12 protein-coding genes and 2 pseudogenes are annotated in these 17,163 nt (G+C 37.1%); 3 read left to right on the top strand and 11 right to left on the bottom strand.

The window, feature by feature from the left end; all coding sequences use genetic code 11:
- Positions 1-248: 248 nt before the first annotated feature.
- The 3 genes and pseudogenes from nagC to nagB all read right to left on the bottom strand — a co-directional run bounded on the left by nagC (position 249) and on the right by nagB (position 3,550).
- Positions 249-1,468, bottom strand: a pseudogene (gene nagC, locus LDL57_RS10770) (DNA-binding transcriptional regulator NagC).
- Between the two features lie 15 nt (positions 1,469-1,483).
- The gene (nagA, locus tag LDL57_RS10765) at positions 1,484-2,644 is read right to left on the bottom strand and encodes an N-acetylglucosamine-6-phosphate deacetylase (RefSeq protein WP_180559031.1); all 1,161 of its coding nucleotides are present in this window, start codon (positions 2,642-2,644) and stop codon (positions 1,484-1,486) included.
- Between the two features lie 99 nt (positions 2,645-2,743).
- On the bottom strand, positions 2,744-3,550 hold the full coding sequence (gene nagB / locus LDL57_RS10760) for a glucosamine-6-phosphate deaminase (RefSeq protein ID WP_180559030.1): 807 nt from the start codon (positions 3,548-3,550) through the stop codon (positions 2,744-2,746).
- 350 nt (positions 3,551-3,900) lie between these two features.
- Here nagB and nagE point away from each other — a divergent pair, with 350 nt between their 5' ends.
- The 3 genes from nagE (at position 3,901) to LDL57_RS10745 (ending at position 8,999) form a co-directional block, all read left to right on the top strand.
- Positions 3,901-5,922 carry an N-acetylglucosamine-specific PTS transporter subunit IIBC gene (gene nagE, locus LDL57_RS10755; RefSeq protein ID WP_180559029.1) on the top strand — a complete coding sequence of 674 codons (2,022 nt, stop codon included), beginning with the start codon at positions 3,901-3,903 and terminating at the stop codon, positions 5,920-5,922.
- 211 nt (positions 5,923-6,133) lie between these two features.
- Positions 6,134-7,798, top strand: coding sequence for a glutamine--tRNA ligase (gene glnS / locus LDL57_RS10750; RefSeq protein ID WP_225505594.1), 1,665 nt, complete (start codon positions 6,134-6,136; stop codon positions 7,796-7,798).
- Positions 7,799-8,015: 217 nt separating this feature from the next.
- Entirely contained in the window at positions 8,016-8,999 is a 984-nt protein-coding gene (locus tag LDL57_RS10745) for a Tle-like phospholipase domain-containing protein (RefSeq protein ID WP_225505592.1), read from the top strand.
- A gap of 160 nt (positions 9,000-9,159) precedes the next feature.
- On the opposite strand, the gene LDL57_RS10740 is transcribed toward LDL57_RS10745, so the two are convergent.
- The 8 genes and pseudogenes from LDL57_RS10740 to LDL57_RS10710 all read right to left on the bottom strand — a co-directional run bounded on the left by LDL57_RS10740 (position 9,160) and on the right by LDL57_RS10710 (position 17,158).
- Complete coding sequence (locus tag LDL57_RS10740) at positions 9,160-9,474, bottom strand: hypothetical protein (RefSeq protein WP_225505590.1); 315 nt, start codon at positions 9,472-9,474, stop codon at positions 9,160-9,162.
- Between the two features lie 301 nt (positions 9,475-9,775).
- Positions 9,776-10,243: a ferric iron uptake transcriptional regulator gene (fur, locus tag LDL57_RS10735; RefSeq protein ID WP_225505588.1), complete on the bottom strand. Its 468-nt coding sequence runs from the start codon at positions 10,241-10,243 to the stop codon at positions 9,776-9,778.
- Between the two features lie 154 nt (positions 10,244-10,397).
- A complete protein-coding gene (fldA, locus tag LDL57_RS10730; protein ID WP_180559024.1) occupies positions 10,398-10,931 on the bottom strand; it encodes a flavodoxin FldA in 534 nt (177 codons plus the stop codon).
- A 187-nt stretch (positions 10,932-11,118) separates the two neighbouring features.
- A complete protein-coding gene (gene ybfE / locus LDL57_RS10725; RefSeq protein ID WP_180559023.1) occupies positions 11,119-11,400 on the bottom strand; it encodes a LexA regulated protein in 282 nt (93 codons plus the stop codon).
- A 180-nt stretch (positions 11,401-11,580) separates the two neighbouring features.
- Positions 11,581-13,737 (bottom strand): type I secretion system permease/ATPase, encoded by a 2,157-nt coding sequence (locus LDL57_RS10720; protein WP_180559022.1) that lies wholly within the window; start codon positions 13,735-13,737, stop codon positions 11,581-11,583.
- A 3-nt stretch (positions 13,738-13,740) separates the two neighbouring features.
- Complete coding sequence (locus LDL57_RS10715) at positions 13,741-14,784, bottom strand: HlyD family type I secretion periplasmic adaptor subunit (protein WP_310740188.1); 1,044 nt, start codon at positions 14,782-14,784, stop codon at positions 13,741-13,743.
- A complete protein-coding gene (locus LDL57_RS17970) occupies positions 14,771-15,091 on the bottom strand; it encodes a hypothetical protein (RefSeq protein ID WP_310740118.1) in 321 nt (106 codons plus the stop codon). Before LDL57_RS17970 ends, LDL57_RS10715 begins: the two co-directional genes overlap by 14 nt.
- An 8-nt stretch (positions 15,092-15,099) precedes the next feature.
- Positions 15,100-17,158, bottom strand: a pseudogene (locus tag LDL57_RS10710) (peptidase domain-containing ABC transporter).
- Positions 17,159-17,163: the final 5 nt, after the last annotated feature.

Genomic DNA, 17,163 nt, shown 5'->3' with positions numbered 1-17,163 from the left:
ATGATAGTGATAATCTTCATTAACAACCAAAAGCATTTATTAATTTATTGAGATAAAAAGTTAATGTTGATTGAGCAATTTATTAGTTAGCGCATAATATTGTATATCTAAGCTGCAACTTTTGCAGCGATTAATAATTGCTATTGTGTATTAAAAATTTTTAATTAATAGATAAATGTTATTTGCAGCATAAATTTTTTATATTGCTGCTAGTAAAAAATATCCAACAATGTATTACACCGTTATTGCTATTCAAGCAAATGTTGCAAAAGTTCGCCGTTTAACATAGCACGTTTAGTTAATGCGAAAGCGCCGATAGCTGAATTATGTACCAGTTGTGAAGTAACAATCGGTAAATCATTACGAAAATCTTTTAGTGCTTGGGTTTTGATACAGTTTTGCATGGCGGGTAGGAGAACTTTTTCGGCTGCTGTGATTTCCCCTGCAATGACAACCTTTTGTGGATTAAATAGGTTAATAATAATGGCAATCGCTTTACCAAGATGATGACCTACATGTTTAATTACTTCAATTGCTAACGGATCGTTTTTATTTGCTGCCTGGCAAATTGCTTTAATAGAACAATTATTGGGTTTTAATTGGCTTGGATAATTTTGTTCAAGTTGTTGCCTAATTCTATTTTCAATAGCGCTATTAGCTGCAATTGTTTCCAGACAACCAAAGTTACCGCAATGACAACGCTCACCTAATGGATCTATTTGTATATGACCGACTTCACCCAGGTTATAACGGTTGTTCAATAAAATTTCACCTCCCATAATCACACCTGCTCCAGCGCCATGATGGATGCGTACAAAAATTGAATCGGCGCAATTTTGTGTTGCACCGAAATAATGTTCTGCCAGTGCAAAACTACGAATATCGTGACCGATAAAACAGGTCATTTTGAAATGCTCTTTCAGATTACGCAGTAACTGCCAGTTATGTACTTTTATATGGGGCATATAATGGACAATTCCTGCTTTAGGATTGACTAAGCCCGGTAAAATGACTGAAATAGCAATCAACTCGCGATTAGGACGTTGATATTGTTGAATGAAATTTTCAATAGCTGCGATTAAATGATTTTCTATTTCTTGTTGGCCGGTTTCGGGTAATGGTGAATGGGCTTCAGCAAGCATTTTGCCGTTTAAGGCGTAAAGTGCTAATGTACAATCACGACGACCTAATCTTACGCCAATGCTATGAAAATGTGATGTTCAGAGATAATTGAAATGGGTCGGCGACCTCCGGTGGAGGCTTGTTGAGCGACTTCTTTAATTAAGCCGCGCTCAAGTAATTGGCGCGTTATTTTGGTTACACTAGCAGGCGCCAGTTGGCTCTGTTCTGAGATCTGAATTCGAGAAATAGGGCCATTCTGATCAATAATTCGATATACCACAGCACTATTTAATTGTTTAACTAAATCAATATTACCAATTTGTTTCAAAATGTAATTGTGACTCATCAGTATATATGCTCGTTACAGTTCGATTTCACGGCCATTAACAATGGTTTTACGGATAATGAAGTCGCGATTAAATACGATAAGGTTGGCAACTTTATCTTTTTCTATGCTCCCAAGTTTTTTGTCGACACCAATAGCACGAGCCGGATAAAGTGTAGCCATTCGTAGCGCTTCATCTAATGCAATACCTACATGTTCAACGCTATTTTTGACAGCATCTATCATCGTTAAAGATGAACCGCTTAATGTACCATTTTTATCAACACATAATCCATCACGATAATATATGGTTTTACCAGCAAAGGTAAAATAATCCATTTCATTACCATTAGGATCAAGTCCAGCAGGTGCGGTGGCATCTGTTACTAGAATTAATTTATCGCCTTTTAATTGTTTACTATCACGAATATTAGCCCAGTGAACATGTAAACCATCGGCAATAATTCCAGCATATACATTTGGTGTATTGTAAATAGCACCAACTAATCCAGGAGCACGACCTGAAATAGCAGGCATAGCATTGAAAATATGAGTTGAGAATTGAATACCTGCCTTGAAACCATTCTGAGCCTCTTCGTAAGTTGCATTGGAATGACCGGCTGAAACAACAATACCTGCTTCAACTAATTGATGAATATATTTTTCTGCAACTATTTCTGGTGCTAAGGTAATTTTAGTGATCACATCGGCATTTTGACATAAATAGTTGATCATTTCGGCAGAAGGTTTACGAATATATTCGGTATTATGTGTACCTTTTTTGACTGGGTTAATGTAAGGTCCTTCAATATGTAACCCTAATGCCTGATTTTTATATTTGGCCAGATAATCACGCATCGTTTCTATGGCTGTTTTGATCAACGGATCAGGGCTAGTGATCAAGGTAGGTAGGAAGCTAGTACAGCCATTTCGTTCATTGGTTTTTTGCATAATCTCCAGCGTCTTAATTGAGATATCTGCTGGATTATCATTGAATTGTACGCCACCGCAGCCATTAACTTGTAAATCAATAAATCCTGGCGCGAGAATGGCATTTTGTAGATCACGAATTTCAATATCCTGAGGTAATTTTGCAATTGGACAAACCTGTTTTATTTGTTCTTTTTCAATAATAACTGCATGATTGTCAAGCTTTTCATAACCTGTATAAATAATGCAGTTGGTTAATGCATACATGATATTTTACTCTTTTATTAGAAACAGAAAATAGGATAATCTATCAAATTATTAGCCTATTTTTAGCTAGGCGATAGTATTGAATTTTACTATCTTAATTTAACTAGCAAATTGATTAATGATGTCAGATTCTAATTGACGGAAATATTTTAAAGTTTTTACTTTTAACTCAAGGGTTGCTGGTTCATCACAAACCAGGGCTGATTTTGCATGCATTTGTAGGCAACTAATCGTCCACATATGGTTAATCGAGCCTTCTACCGCAGCTTCAACGGCTAATGCCTTATTGGCACCGGTTGCCAGGACTAAAATTTCTTCGGCATCAAGTAGGGTCCCAACACCAACCGTGACAGCATATTTAGGCACTAGATCGATATTGTTGTCAAAAAAACGAGAATTTGCCTGCCGAGTCTCTGGTGTTAGCGTTTTGATCCGGGTTCGAGAAGAAAGCGATGAAGCTGGCTCATTGAAGGCTATATGGCCATCACTACCAACCCCCCCCATGAATAGATGTATTTTACCATAAGACTTGATTTTATCTTCGTAACGTTTACATTCAGCGTCGATATCTTTTGCATTACCATCAAGTAAGTTAATATTATTTTTCGAGATATCGATATGGTTAAAGAAATTTTCATACATGAAAGTATGATAGCTTTGGGGATGATTCTGCGGGATCCCGACATATTCATCCATATTGAAAGTAACCACATTTTTAAAACTAACTTTACCTGCCTTAAAAAGATTAATCAGCTCATGATAAGTAGCTAGAGGTGTTCCGCCTGTGGGCAGTCCTAATACAAATGGATGTGCAGCCGTTGGATTGAATTGGTTAATTTTATTTGCAATGTAATTAGCGGAAAAAAGACCGACATTTTTTGCAGTTGTTAGAGGAATCAGCCTCATTATTTTTTACCTCACTTAATTTTGCTGCATATCAGCTATATTTTAATGATTTTGTATTATTCTTTGCTATTAATTCAGTTTTTATAACGCAAAGATTGTCTATTTGTTAACGTCTGAAATCTAGTAAAAATAAGATATTTTTCATAAAAAAAAAAGATTTTTTGTTTAGCCACTATTTTAATCAAATAACAGAGTGACATTTAGACTTTTATCACAACTTTAGCTGATTTAATTTGTGATGCAAAATAATAGGGTCTAAGTGACTTAATGATAATATATGCAAAAAATTGAATATTTATAATATTTAGCCATAAGATCTCAGTAATGAGGTTATTCAAGGGGAAAACAGAGTGAATGTGTTAAGTTATTTGCAGCGAATAGGTCGTGCTCTAATGGTACCTGTTGCTGTGTTACCTGCCGCTGCCATTTTAATGGGGATTGGTTATTGGATTGATCCTAACGGCTTAGGGGCTAATAGTACCATTGCCGCTTTATTGTTCAAATCTGGCGCGGCAATTATAGATAATATGTCAACCCTGTTTGCAATTGGTGTTGCTTATGGTTTGTCGAAAGATAAAGATGGTTCAGCGGCATTAACCGGTTTTGTTGGTTTTTTAGTGGTAACCACCCTATGTTCTCCGACTGCTTTTTCGATGATCATGGGCGTTGCTAGCGAGCAGGTCCCAGCGGCATTTAACAAAATTAATAATCAGTTTATCGGGATATTGGTCGGTGTATTGGCTGCGGAACTTTATAATCGCTATAGTGGTGTCGAGTTACCAAAAGCTTTGTCGTTCTTTAGTGGCCGCCGTTTAGTACCTATATTGACTTCATTTTTGATGATCCTGGTGTCCTTCGTTCTGATGTATGTTTGGCCATTCATTTATAATGTATTAGTGGTGTTTGGTGAAAATATTAAAGATTTGGGTTCATTAGGTGCCGGTATTTATGCTTTTTTCAATCGTCTGTTGATCCCGGTTGGATTACATCATGCATTAAATTCAGTATTTTGGTTTGATGTGGCGGGTATTAATGATATTCCCAACTTTTTGGCGGGAGCTAAATCGTTGGCAGCAGGTATGGCCGAAAAAGGGATTACGGGGCGTTATCAAGCTGGATTTTTCCCCATTATGATGTTTGGTTTGCCAGGCGCGGCATTGGCCATTTATCACTGTGCCCGCCCGGAAAATAAAGCAAAAGTCGCTGGTATCATGATGGCGGGTGCTTTTGCCGCCTTTTTTACTGGCATTACTGAGCCACTCGAATTCTCATTTATGTTTGTTGCGCCGATTCTTTATGTCATTCATGCGCTATTAACTGGATTTTCTGTTTATATTGCCGCTGCAATGCATTGGATCTCGGGTTTTGGCTTTAGTGCGGGTTTAGTCGATATGTTACTGCAGAGTCATAATCCATTAGCAGTGCATTGGTATATGTTGATTTTCCAGGGTTTAATTTTCTTTGGTTTATATTATGTCATATTTCGTTTTGTGATTAATAAGTTCAATTTAATGACTCCTGGTCGCGAAATGACAAACGAGCAGCAAGAGGTTGATGATTATGACAAAGATATCACGATCAGTGATAAAAATATTACCCATGAAGCATACCAATATCTTGCGGCGGTAGGGGGAACCGATAATTTAACAGTAATCGATGCTTGTATTACTCGTTTACGTCTAGGTGTAAAAACCGTTGATATTGTTAATGATGATTTGGTAAAAAAATTGGGTGCATCAGGCATTATTCGTTTAAATAAACATAATGTGCAAATTATTGTTGGAACGCGAGCAGAAATGATAGCAGAAGCAATGAAAAAGATTGCCGCAAGAGAAGTTGTTGCACCATCAAATTTTGTTGAGAAAGATAATCGACAATCAGCACTAAAAGTAAAAAATAAACCTGCTGGGCAAACGATTTTAACGTTGGTTGCGCCGGTTAGTGGTGAAATTTATTCCCTTGATGAAGTTCCTGATGAAGCTTTTGCCAGCCGTATTGTCGGTGATGGTTTAGCGATCAAGCCAACGAATGGTGAGGTGTTAGCGCCTGTCGCGGGTAAGATTGTAAAAATTTTTGCTACCAATCATGCTTTCTGTATTGTGACGAATGAAGGTGTTGAAGTGATCGTTCATATGGGTATTGATACTGTGGCGTTAAAGGGGCAGGGTTGCGAGCGTTTAGTTGCAGAAAATAGTGACGTAAAGGTAGGTCAGCCAATCCTGAAACTAGATCTGCCTTACTTAGAGCAGCATGCTAAATCAATGATAAGTCCAATTATTATCAGTAATATTGATGATTATCAGGGATTGACAATAGTGGCAACGGGTGAAGTAATCGCGGGAATAACGCCAATTTATGATATATTGAAGTGATGTGTTTTATTATTATGATTTGATATAATAACCGTAGAATTAATAATGGATAAAAACGGGAAGGGTTATGAACCTCCCGTTTTTCCTTTATGCGCTTTTCATTAATTCAATAAAGCCTAATAATATGTGTTAATAAACGGTTGTTTCTAATTCGGATATCGTAGATGATAAAAGCGTTATTAACATGCTTTTGCATTGAGGAACTATGACAATGAATGAGGCAGATACTCGCCCAACAAATTTCATTCGCCAGATTATTGATGAAGATTTGGCTACAGGTAAACATACTCATGTACATACCCGTTTTCCACCTGAACCAAATGGTTATTTACATATTGGTCATGCGAAATCAATCTGTCTGAATTTTGGTATTGCTAAGGATTATCAGGGTCAATGCAATTTGCGTTTTGATGATACTAATCCAGTTAAAGAAGATGTTGAATATGTTAATTCTATTCAAGAAGATGTGAAGTGGCTAGGTTTTAATTGGAGTGGTAACGTTAAATATTCGTCAGATTATTTTGATGACCTTTATCAATATGCTATTGAGCTGATTAAAAAAGGCTTAGCTTATGTTGATGAATTAAGTCCTGATGCTATTCGTGAATATCGAGGAACTTTAAAGCAGCCAGGTAAAAATAGTCCATATCGTGATCGCAGTATTGAGCAAAATTTGCAGCTATTTGACAAGATGCGAGCGGGTGAATTTGAAGAGGGTAAGGCCTGTTTGCGCGCTAAAATTGATATGTCATCTCCTTTTATAGTTATGCGTGATCCGGTTTTATATCGAATAAAATATGCTAAGCACCACCAATCAGGTAATAAATGGTGTATTTATCCAATGTATGATTTTACCCATTGTATTTCGGACGCATTAGAGGGGATTACTCACTCACTTTGTACCCTTGAATTTCAGGATAATCGCCGCTTATATGATTGGGTATTAGACAATATTACCATTGATTGTCATACAAGACAGTATGAGTTTTCACGTTTAAATCTTGCCTATACGGTGATGTCAAAACGTAAACTAAATCAGTTAGTGGCAGAAAACAGGGTTGAAAATTGGGATGATCCTAGAATGCCAACTATTTCAGGTTTACGTCGGCGTGGCTATACGGCTGCATCAATTCGTGAGTTTTGTCGGCGTATTGGCGTTACCAAGCAAGATAATACGGTTGAAATGGCAGCATTGGAGTCTTGCATTCGTGATGATCTAAATGAAAATGCACCACGAGCCATGGCGGTATTAGATCCAATAAAATTAGTGATTGAAAATATGCTTGCTAGTGAGCAGATGCTGACAATGTATAATCACCCGAACAAACCTGAGATGGGTACCCGTCAAGTCCCATTTAGTCGAGAACTTTATATTGATCGGGCTGATTTTCGTGAAGAAGCTAATCGGCAATATAAGCGCTTAGTTTTAGGTAAAGAGGTGCGTTTACGTAATGCTTATATTGTACAGGCTAATCGGGTTGATAAAGATGCAGCAGGTAATATTACTACGATTTATTGTACTTATGATGCTGATACATTAAATAAAGATCCTGCCGACGGACGTAAAGTCAAAGGGGTTATCCATTGGGTAAGTGCATTACATGCGCTGCCAGCAGAAATCAGGTTGTATGATCGCTTATTTACGGTGCCTAATCCTGCCGCAGAAGAGGACTTTTTAGCCGTTATTAATCCAGATTCTTTAGTGATTCGGCGTGGGTTTGTTGAACCAAGTTTAATTACCGCGCAAGCTGGAAAAGCTTATCAGTTTGAACGCGAGGGCTATTTTTGTGCTGATAGCCATGATCATACGGCTGAACAGTTGGTATTTAATCGCACGGTAGGGTTAAGAGATAGTTGGGCAAAAATAGCCAGCTAAGAAATTATATCATTGATAGTCACTATAAAAAGCGTGGTTGATAACCACGCTTTTTTTATTAAAAAGAAGAGAGAGGGTTTATTTGGGTAGTATATTTTTTAAATAGAAAAATATGGCTTTAAGTCATAGATTTCTAGTTGGTTAAAACAAGATAATCACTCTTTGGCAAATATAATTATTAAACTGACCCATTGGCCATTAATAAGGATGTTATGCCATGCCAAACTTTATCAATTCAAGCTATTTAATAAAAAATGTGTTTTTGCCTAAAGAGTCGCAGCTAATATCTCCTAAGGACAATATGCTCTCTTCATTAAAGACTATCCATAATAGTAATGTGGAAATATTACAACAAAAAACGTCGTTAAATAAGTTGCATACTTGTCAAAAATTAAGTCTCCTGTTAAATAAAGCCAGCATCAAGCAACATTATCATGATGCGTTATTAGCTGATTTTGTGTACAACCGTAACCTTGCCACATTAGAAGCCACCCAGTGGGGGATCGATCGTGAATTGGCCAGCTTCCTATCTAAAAAGAGCAATATAAAACTGTATCCGCAGCATGGTTTATTAAATGATAGTAAAACCGGATTAGTCGCTTATATTTTTCACAATAAAGTTAGGCAGGAAATTCGCTTAGTTTTTGGTGGTACCACCAGTGGTGAAGCGGTAAGTGGTGGAGCGCCGCGTTATATGAAGAATCCGAGAACTTTTATTAATCAATGCAATGCGAATATTAATAATGTGTTTGGTGACATTCCTGCTTGTTATAAGCAAGCTAGCCAGCTACTGCATCATTTGCAACTACTTATGCAACATGAGAAATGGCAAAAATATAGTCTTTCAACCAGCGGTCATTCATTAGGCGGAGGCTTAGCCGCTTATTCTGCGCTGAAAGTATCTACTACAGAAAAGGCTATTCGAGCAGAATGTTTTAGCAGCGCTCAACTTGGCTTAGGTTTACAGAACGACTTGTTAGCGCAATATAGCAATTTAGCCAACTTAAAAAAAGTTAAGGCTAATATTAATCACTACTATATCGATGGTGATATTATTCCAAAGTTAGATAAATTTTTTGCGGTTGATCATATTGGTAGCGTTAAAATTATTCCGCAGATAGCGGAGAAAAAAGATAGCGCCTTAGCCGCACATAGCAGATATGTAAATCATATTCGTACTTTGTATCAGCAAGCAGTTTGAGAACATAGCTGCTAGCGTTTTTTAACCCTATTTTTATCAGTGTTAAAATATTTCTTTGATGTAATGAATACATTTTCAAGCTGTGTGCGCAGGATTGTAAAAGAGAAATAAACGTTATTGACGCTTCCATTGATAATCAAAATGGAAGCGACGATTAATATTAATCCTCGGGAATATTGCTAATTTGTTGTTCAACAGATTTTTGTAGTTGAATTAAAGCAGGTAGCAAAATAGCAATAGCTGACAATCCATGACCTAATTGACATAGGCTAGCCATAGAGAACTTTGATACTTTATTATCTGCCAAAGAAAGCAAGGTTTTCGCCAGAAAATGTAAATTATGGCATAATCCAGCGCAACACTCTTTGCTGCTATTTGCTAACTGTAGGATATCATCGGTACTCAAATGTGAGATATCTAGCTTGCGAAGCACATTAGCTAATTCGGAAAAAAGAATATTGCTATCAGACAGCATTGTGCACCCCCAATGATTGACGACAGATAAGTAATAATGGAAACGTGGTCAATATCGCGTGGGCTTGCACTTTTTCTCTCACCAATATGAAAATCAAGCGTAATAACTAGCTTTTCGAGCCTATCTTATGGGTATGATAGTGAAGGAAAGTATTGCGCTTTAGATATGTGTTTATAATACTATTGCTACTAGCCATAGCATTACTCCTGTTAATGTTGTGGTCAGAGGCTCGTAGGTGTTGCTAGCACCTGCGGGCTTCGTTGTTTTATCTGATTAATAACAAAAACAGTGATAGGCAGGGTTATTTTTCTTCTTTACTATTGCGGGCAGGGTGCCCCAAGTCGTTTTCATCACAATGGTCTTTTTTTGAGCAATGTCCATAGAGATAGAGACTGTGATTAGAGAGTTTAATACCATGACGTTCGGCGATGTTTTTTTGTCTTGTTTCAATCGATTCATCACTAAATTCAATAACTTTACCACAATCTAAACAAATTAAGTGATCGTGGTGATATTGTTGTGTCAGTTCAAAAACTGATTTACCGCCTTCAAAGTTATGGCGAGTAACAATACCCGCTTCATCAAATTGGTTTAGAACACGATAAACCGTTGCGAGGCCAATCTCTTCCCCCATATCAATGAGTTTTTTATAGAGATCTTCCGCACTGACGTGATGGCACTCTGGCTCTTGTAATACCTCTAAAATTTTCAAACGTGGAAGCGTTACTTTAAGCCCTGCATTCTTCAATGCTTTATTGTTGTCGGTCATGCGGATCCTACCTTGTTGCATTAGTAGTGAATTCAATAATATCAAAACATTGTTAACAGTAGCATACTGTTTCTTTCAAACTAATTTTACAATTATATATGTCTTAATATCATTACACAATTTGCAGGAATTATCATGTACAAAAAAATGACATTTATCTATCAATGATGGCTTGCAATTCAAGCTCGTCGATTATTTGATTTACCCAACACTCCACGCGTTGATCGGTTAGTTCCGGTTGCCGGTCTTCATCAATGGCAAGACCAATAAAGTTATTGTCATCAGCAAGTCCTTTTGATGCTTCAAAGTGGTAACCTTCAGTTGGCCAGTGGCCAATAATGCTAGCCCCTTTAGGTTCAATAATCTCTTTTACGGTACCCATAGCATCACAAAAATATTCGGCATAATCTTCTTGATCGCCACAACCAAAAATAGCGACCAGCTTACCGTCAAAATCAATTTCTTCCAATGTCGGAAAGAAATCGTCCCAGTCACACTGTGCTTCACCATAATACCAGGTAGGAATACCGAATAGTAAAATATCAAATGCTTCAATATCCTCTTTACTGCTTTTAGCAATATCATGAATTTCAGCAATATCAGTGCCGCCAAGCTTTTCTTGGATCATTTTGGCAATATTTTCTGTATTGCCAGTATCACTGCCGAAGAAGATACCTATGATTGCCATAAAGTAAATAAACCTCTTAATTTTAATTTGCGTTGTTTAGTTATCTTATTGTTACTAATAGTAGTAATAGGAAAGATAATAACAGTTGATTAATAAATAATTAAATGACCATTATTTTGACGAAAATAACTGCATAATTCTGTCAATTTTGTGTGTTTTAGACAAAATAAACCAATAAAACTGCAATTCATTGCTTTTTCTTTGCTAATTGTGTCAGTAATATTTGTTCTATTAGTTCACTACGGCTTATTTTCTGTTCTTGCGCTAGCATATTTAATGTTGCAACAGCACGCTCATTGATTTTTAATTCGACACGACGTAAGCCTTTGCTCTTATCACGTTTTAATTGATTTCGTTTATTGATTTTTAATTGTTCATGTCGAGATAAGGGATTGGTTTTCGGACGCCCTGGTCTAAGTTCATCGGCGAATAGATCCCGGGTTGTGCGATCAGTCTGCTCTTTTGCCATAATTTAAATGTTGATGGAAATTTGCTAGTTACTTAAAACAATCATACCCTAGCATGATAACTATCGCTACTATCAGATAAAATATATCCTATTGATAAAGCAATCTATTAGTGAGCAAGTTAAATTAGACATAGCCAGTAAAACAGATACATGTGAGCTTACTGGCGACTCATGTCATGTTTAAGCGTTTATTTTTGCCTTTGATCCTATTTGCTGATACCAGAGTTGAGCATAAAACCCATTTAACCTAAGTAGATTATCATGGCTATCGCATTCAACGACTTGTCCTTCATTTATCACACAAATTTTGTCAGCATAACGGATGGTATTAAGCCGATGGGCAATACTAATTACGGTTCGACCAGCAGACAGATAATGCATATTTTTCATGATAGCGGCTTCTGAGTCATAATCTAGCGCAGAAGTGGCCTCATCAAGAATTAAAATGCGTGGTTGTGTTAACAGGGCACGGGCAAGCGCTATACGTTGCCGTTGGCCACCTGATAAATTCATCCCCCTTTCTGCTAACTGGCTATTGAAACCGTGCGGAAGTTGTTGAATAAAATCCAGTGCGCCTGCCATTTGCGCGGCCTGGGTCACGGCTTCGTCAGAAGCTGCCGGCTGGCTTAAGCGGATATTGTCTGCTATGGAGCCAGCAAACAAAACACTTTCTTGCAGTACTACGCTCATATTAAGACGTAAAGCCATGGGATCGGCGACAGCCAGATCCATACCATCAATCGTAATTTGACCCTGCTGGGGAATATAAAGTCGTTGTAATAGTTTCGTTAAGGTACTTTTTCCTGATCCTGAAGGGCCCGTGATACCAATAAATTGTCCGGCTTTAATTGACAAGGATAGATTCTGCAATACTTCTGGCATGTCGTTAGCATAACGAAATCTGATATGATTAAATTCAATATTACCCTCAATAGATGCGGTATTAGTTAACCCTTTTTGGCCAAATTCGGTAGGTTCATCAAGAATATCACCAACACGTTTAAGGGCGATAAGGGTATGTTGGAAATCTTGCCATACCTGCGCCAGCCGAAGAATCGGTTGGGTAACATGGGCACTAAGCATATTAAAAGCAATTAATTCTCCTGGACTGAGTTGGCCTTGCATGACGGCTTTAACACCAAACCATAATAAAATAGCGGTAGTTATTTTATTAACCAGGGTAATGATTTGACTGGCTATCACACCGCTTTTTTGCACCTGGAAGCTCTTTTGTAATTGGTGACTTAAAATTTTCTGCCAGCGTTGTAAAAACCTATTCTCTGTGGCAGTTGTTTTAATGGTTTCAATGCCAGTTATTGATTCAGTAAGAAAAGTCGTATTATCGGCTTGAGCTTCATACTCTTTTTCTACCCGTTTTCGGATAATGGGACCAATTAATAACCAAAAGATAAAATAGATTATTAATGAACCAACGACGATACCAGCGAGCAGTGCACTGTAATTGAACAACACAGCAATGAATAAGGTGACAAAAAACAGATCGATAAACAACATTAAAGTTGAGCCAGTGAGGAATTGCCGAATTTGCGCCATTTCACGAACTCGGGCAATAATTTGTCCTGTTTGTCGCTGTCTAAAATAATCGAGTGGTAGTCCTAATAAATGACGATATAAGCGGCCAGATAATTCAGCATTAATTTGGCCAGAGGTATGATTAAAAATTTTATTACGAATAAAGCTATAAATAGGTTCGGCTATGGCTAATGAAACCATAGCAAATGCCAAAACATGTAAGCTATTTAGGCTACGACCTACCAAGACTTTATCAATGAGATGTTGAAAAAGGATTGGATGAATAAGGGCAAATATTTGCACTACACTGGCGAGTATAAAAATATCTCTTAGTTGTTTATTTTGTCTAAGAACCGATGGGGAAAACCAATCTAATCCAAACTTGATTTTTTTGGTAGTTAATTTTTTTTCTGCAACCAGCAATACTTTAAATTTGATTGGATTATTTGGATTATTATGATGAGGAAAAGTTAATGTTTTCTCTGAACACGGATTTATTACTTCAATGATTTGGTGCGTTATATGGGTAAATACCCACCATATTCCTTCTATTTCAATTAATGCGGGTAACGGGATATGCTCCAGCTCAGTAGGTGTAAGAAAGTTTACTTTACTTTTTAATTGCATAAAATCCGCACACTCTCGTAATTGCCAGTCGGTTAGATGTTGAGATTCTAATCCTAAGGAGTGAGTTAATTGTTTAATTGTAATGGATTTACTAAGTTGTTTACCAAGCCAAGTTATGGCATCTAAGGCTTGGTTAGTGGTGTTGTTAGCTATTGCTACGGTAGAAAAAGTTTCCATTGCTTATTTCTCCCGCATGGATTCAGACAGGTATTCACGAATTGGGCTTAATAGATAATCTATCACACGCCGTTTATCGGTTTTGATTTCTGCCACAATAGACATACCTGGGGTGATATCAATTGCATGACCATCAACCATTAGATTATTTTGTTTCAGACTGATTTGCGCTGGAAAGATAAGACCTAGTTGTTCATCTTGAGCCGAATTACGTGAAATTGATAATACTTCTCCCTCAATAGTGCCATAACGTGTGTAAGGAAAGGCGTCGACTTTGACAGCAACTTTTTGCCCAGGGCGAATAAAGCCAATATCTTTATTTAAGATCTTAACTTCGGCAAGTTGTACATCGTTATCGGGTACAATGACCATCAAATTTTGTGCCGGTTGTAATACTGCCCCTAAGGTATAAGTGGCTAATTGTTGCACGGTGCCAGTAACCGGTGAGCGTACAATTTCTAACTGTTCGCGCTCATCAAATTTTGCGTATTCTTGTTCTAGCATTGAGAGCTGGATCTCTGATTGTTTTTTTTTATCATTCCATTCATGCTGTTTTTGTGATTGGAAAGCATTAAGCCGTTCTTTTAGGTTTTTTTCTTGCGAATTTAAAATATTTAGTTCAGAGCTTTGTTGGGCAATTAAACGTTTAATTTCTAATAACTCTTTTTCCTGCTCTAAATATTCTGATTTACTAATCATCTGTTTTTGACTTAATGTTTTACGGGCTTCTAAACGCTGCTTGATATTCTTTTGTAGTAAAAAGAGCACATTGAGATCATTGGTTTTTGCTTTTTGCGACGTATGGTTAACTTCAATTTCAAAGGTTAAGCTAGCAACTTGCGCATCAAACTGGGCTTTTTCATGGTGATAGTTTTTGCTAATTTTTTCTTGTTGGCGTTTTGTTAATTGATGAAAGCTGAGTTGTTGATGGGGAATTTTGTTTTCCAGTAGCGATTGGTAAAGCAATTTTTCAATCGTATGATACTCAATTTGATGAGAAATACCGATGATATCCTGACTAACACCTAGAGCGTCAAGGGTGAGCAGAGGTTCCCCTTTTTTTACATGTTGCCCGTTTTTTTACATGTAATTCCGTTAATCGGCTCTGCTCATAAGCTTGAATAACTTGTGAGTGTCCGGAAACGATAAGCCGTCCGGTTGAGGTGGCTTGAACATCTAGCAGCCCCCAGTAGGCCCAACCAATAGTGATAACAACACCCATACTTAAGGTCAGTGCGGTTAAACGAGCAAAAGGTGATGGTGGGCTATTCATCAACGCCAAATGTGAGGGCAAGAAGTCATAATTATATTGCACAAAGAATTGTTTAAACTTCCGTGTAATGCGATTTGTCATGAAGTGTCCTACTGCTGCTTTAATGATTGTTGTAATGACCACAGATAGTGGTAATGTTTTTTAAGTTGCAATAATTGTGTATGGCTTCCTTGCTCAATAATTTTGCCCTGATCCATGACAATAATATGATGGTGATGACTGACTGTTGATAAGCGGTGAGCAATCGTAATTACGGTCCGCCCTTGGGCAATTTTTTGCATATTTTGTTGGATTATGGCTTGGGTTTGATCATCTAAAGCGCTGGTGGCTTCATCAAAGATCAGAATGCGAGGATTGCTTAGTAATGTACGAGCAATAGCGATACGTTGGCGCTGGCCACCTGATAATGATTGGCCTCCTTCAGCAATCAATGAGTCGTAACCTAAAGGCATTTTTAAGATGAAATCATGCGCACCTGCTAATTTGGCGGCAGCAATCACTTCATCTAAAGTTGCATCAGGTTTTGATTGAGCAATATTGTTAAAAACAGATTGGTTAAAGAGAAAATTTTCCTGTAGTACGATACCAATTTGTTGGCGTAACGTAGCGATATTGAGCTGATAAAGGGGGATATCATCAAGTAATATGCTACCTTTTTCTGGGGTATAAAGACGTAATAAGAGACGTGCTAAAGTACTCTTACCGGAACCTGAAGTACCGACAATGCCGATCATCTCTCCAGCTTTGATGGATAAATTAAATTGATTAATAGTAAGAGGAAGATTTGGTTGATAGCGAAAATCGACATTTTGAAAGTGGATCTTGCCGGTTAACTGCGGTTGTAAGCCTTCACTATGTTGTTCGGTTGGTAAATTAATGATTTGTGCTAGTTTGTCAATTGCAACGCGAGTACGGATATAATCGCCCCATAATTGCACCAATTTCCCTAAAGGTTGACTACTGTGAGAGACCATCATTTGAAAAGCGATTAATTGGCCTATGGTCATATTTAATGCTAGGACTTCCGCTGCACCAATCCATAAAATCACCGCCATAGTCAATTTTTCAATTAAAATAACAATATGGCTGCCTTGTGAGTTTATTTGTTGAGCTTGAAAATTACTGGCAACCATATCGGCAGTTTGTGTATCCCAGCGGCGGATAAAACGTGGTTCAACAGCTAGGCTTTTAATGGTTTCACTGCCGGCCACGCTCTCGGTTAAAAAAGAGGTATTGATTGCGGCATGCATAAATTGTGTTTCGGCTGCTTTTTCTATCTTTGGGGTTATTTTCCAGGCCAGCAATAAATAAAAGGGAATTGAGAGCAGAAAAATAAGTGTTAATGTTGTTGATAGAATTGACATTACATAAATAAAGACGAATAAGAAAAGAACATCGACCAGCAAAGTAAACATGCTACCAGTTAAAAACTCACGGATGGTTTCTAGTTCTCTAACACGGTTTACAATTGCGCCGACCTGACGGCTTTTGAAAAAGGAGAGTGGTAAGTGTAATAGATGCCTGATCAGTTTTAATCCGAGTCGGATGTCAATACGATTGGCGGTATGGATATAAATATATTCTCTGAAACCTTTTAAAATAACTTCAATAAAAGCGGCTATTATTAAGGTAAAAATAAGCACATCTAAGGTGCTAAAGGCTTGATGGATCAGCACCTTATCCATAATAACTTGAATAACAATCGGTGATAACAGCGCTAATATTTGTAATACAAATGAAAAAAAACAAGATTTCAAAAAATATCTGTTTATGCTTTAAGAATTCAGGCACAAACCAACGAATATCAAAGCGGGATTGTTTTTGGTTTATTTTAAGCCAATTGCCATTCCAACGTTGCAGAAAATCTTGTTTCTGCCAAATTTCCGGTGGTTTATTGCCAGCAGATTGTATTAACACTTGTTCATCATTATAACTGGCTAATATATATGGAACATTATCATTATCATAAAAAATAGCAGGTAGAATCAGACGCGATAACTCTTTTTTATGGCAGCGTTTTTGTTTTAATATAATTTGATACTTTTGTTGAATTTTTTTTGTGCAATCAACAAAATTATCATTTTGAATTATTTCTTTATTATATTCATTAATATTTATTTTATTATTTAGTCTTATGATAATAGAAATTAATT

It is taken from the genome of Arsenophonus apicola, assembly GCF_020268605.1.
Taxonomy (GTDB): domain Bacteria; phylum Pseudomonadota; class Gammaproteobacteria; order Enterobacterales; family Enterobacteriaceae; genus Arsenophonus; species Arsenophonus apicola.
Note: the sequence above shows the minus strand (reverse complement) of the source record. Positions and strands in the feature narration are given on the sequence as shown.

Coding starts and splice junctions, on each gene's coding strand:
- nagA (WP_180559031.1), bottom strand. CDS start 2,644: ATGTATGCATTAACCAACTGCATTATTTATACAGGTTATGAAAAGCTT.
- nagB (WP_180559030.1), bottom strand. CDS start 3,550: ATGAGGCTGATTCCTCTAACAACTGCAAAAAATGTCGGTCTTTTTTCC.
- glnS (WP_225505594.1), top strand. CDS start 6,134: ATGAATGAGGCAGATACTCGCCCAACAAATTTCATTCGCCAGATTATT.
- LDL57_RS10745 (WP_225505592.1), top strand. CDS start 8,016: ATGCCAAACTTTATCAATTCAAGCTATTTAATAAAAAATGTGTTTTTG.
- LDL57_RS10740 (WP_225505590.1), bottom strand. CDS start 9,474: ATGCTGTCTGATAGCAATATTCTTTTTTCCGAATTAGCTAATGTGCTT.
- fur (WP_225505588.1), bottom strand. CDS start 10,243: ATGACCGACAACAATAAAGCATTGAAGAATGCAGGGCTTAAAGTAACG.
- fldA (WP_180559024.1), bottom strand. CDS start 10,931: ATGGCAATCATAGGTATCTTCTTCGGCAGTGATACTGGCAATACAGAA.
- ybfE (WP_180559023.1), bottom strand. CDS start 11,400: ATGGCAAAAGAGCAGACTGATCGCACAACCCGGGATCTATTCGCCGAT.
- LDL57_RS10720 (WP_180559022.1), bottom strand. CDS start 13,737: ATGGAAACTTTTTCTACCGTAGCAATAGCTAACAACACCACTAACCAA.
- LDL57_RS17970 (WP_310740118.1), bottom strand. CDS start 15,091: ATGACAAATCGCATTACACGGAAGTTTAAACAATTCTTTGTGCAATAT.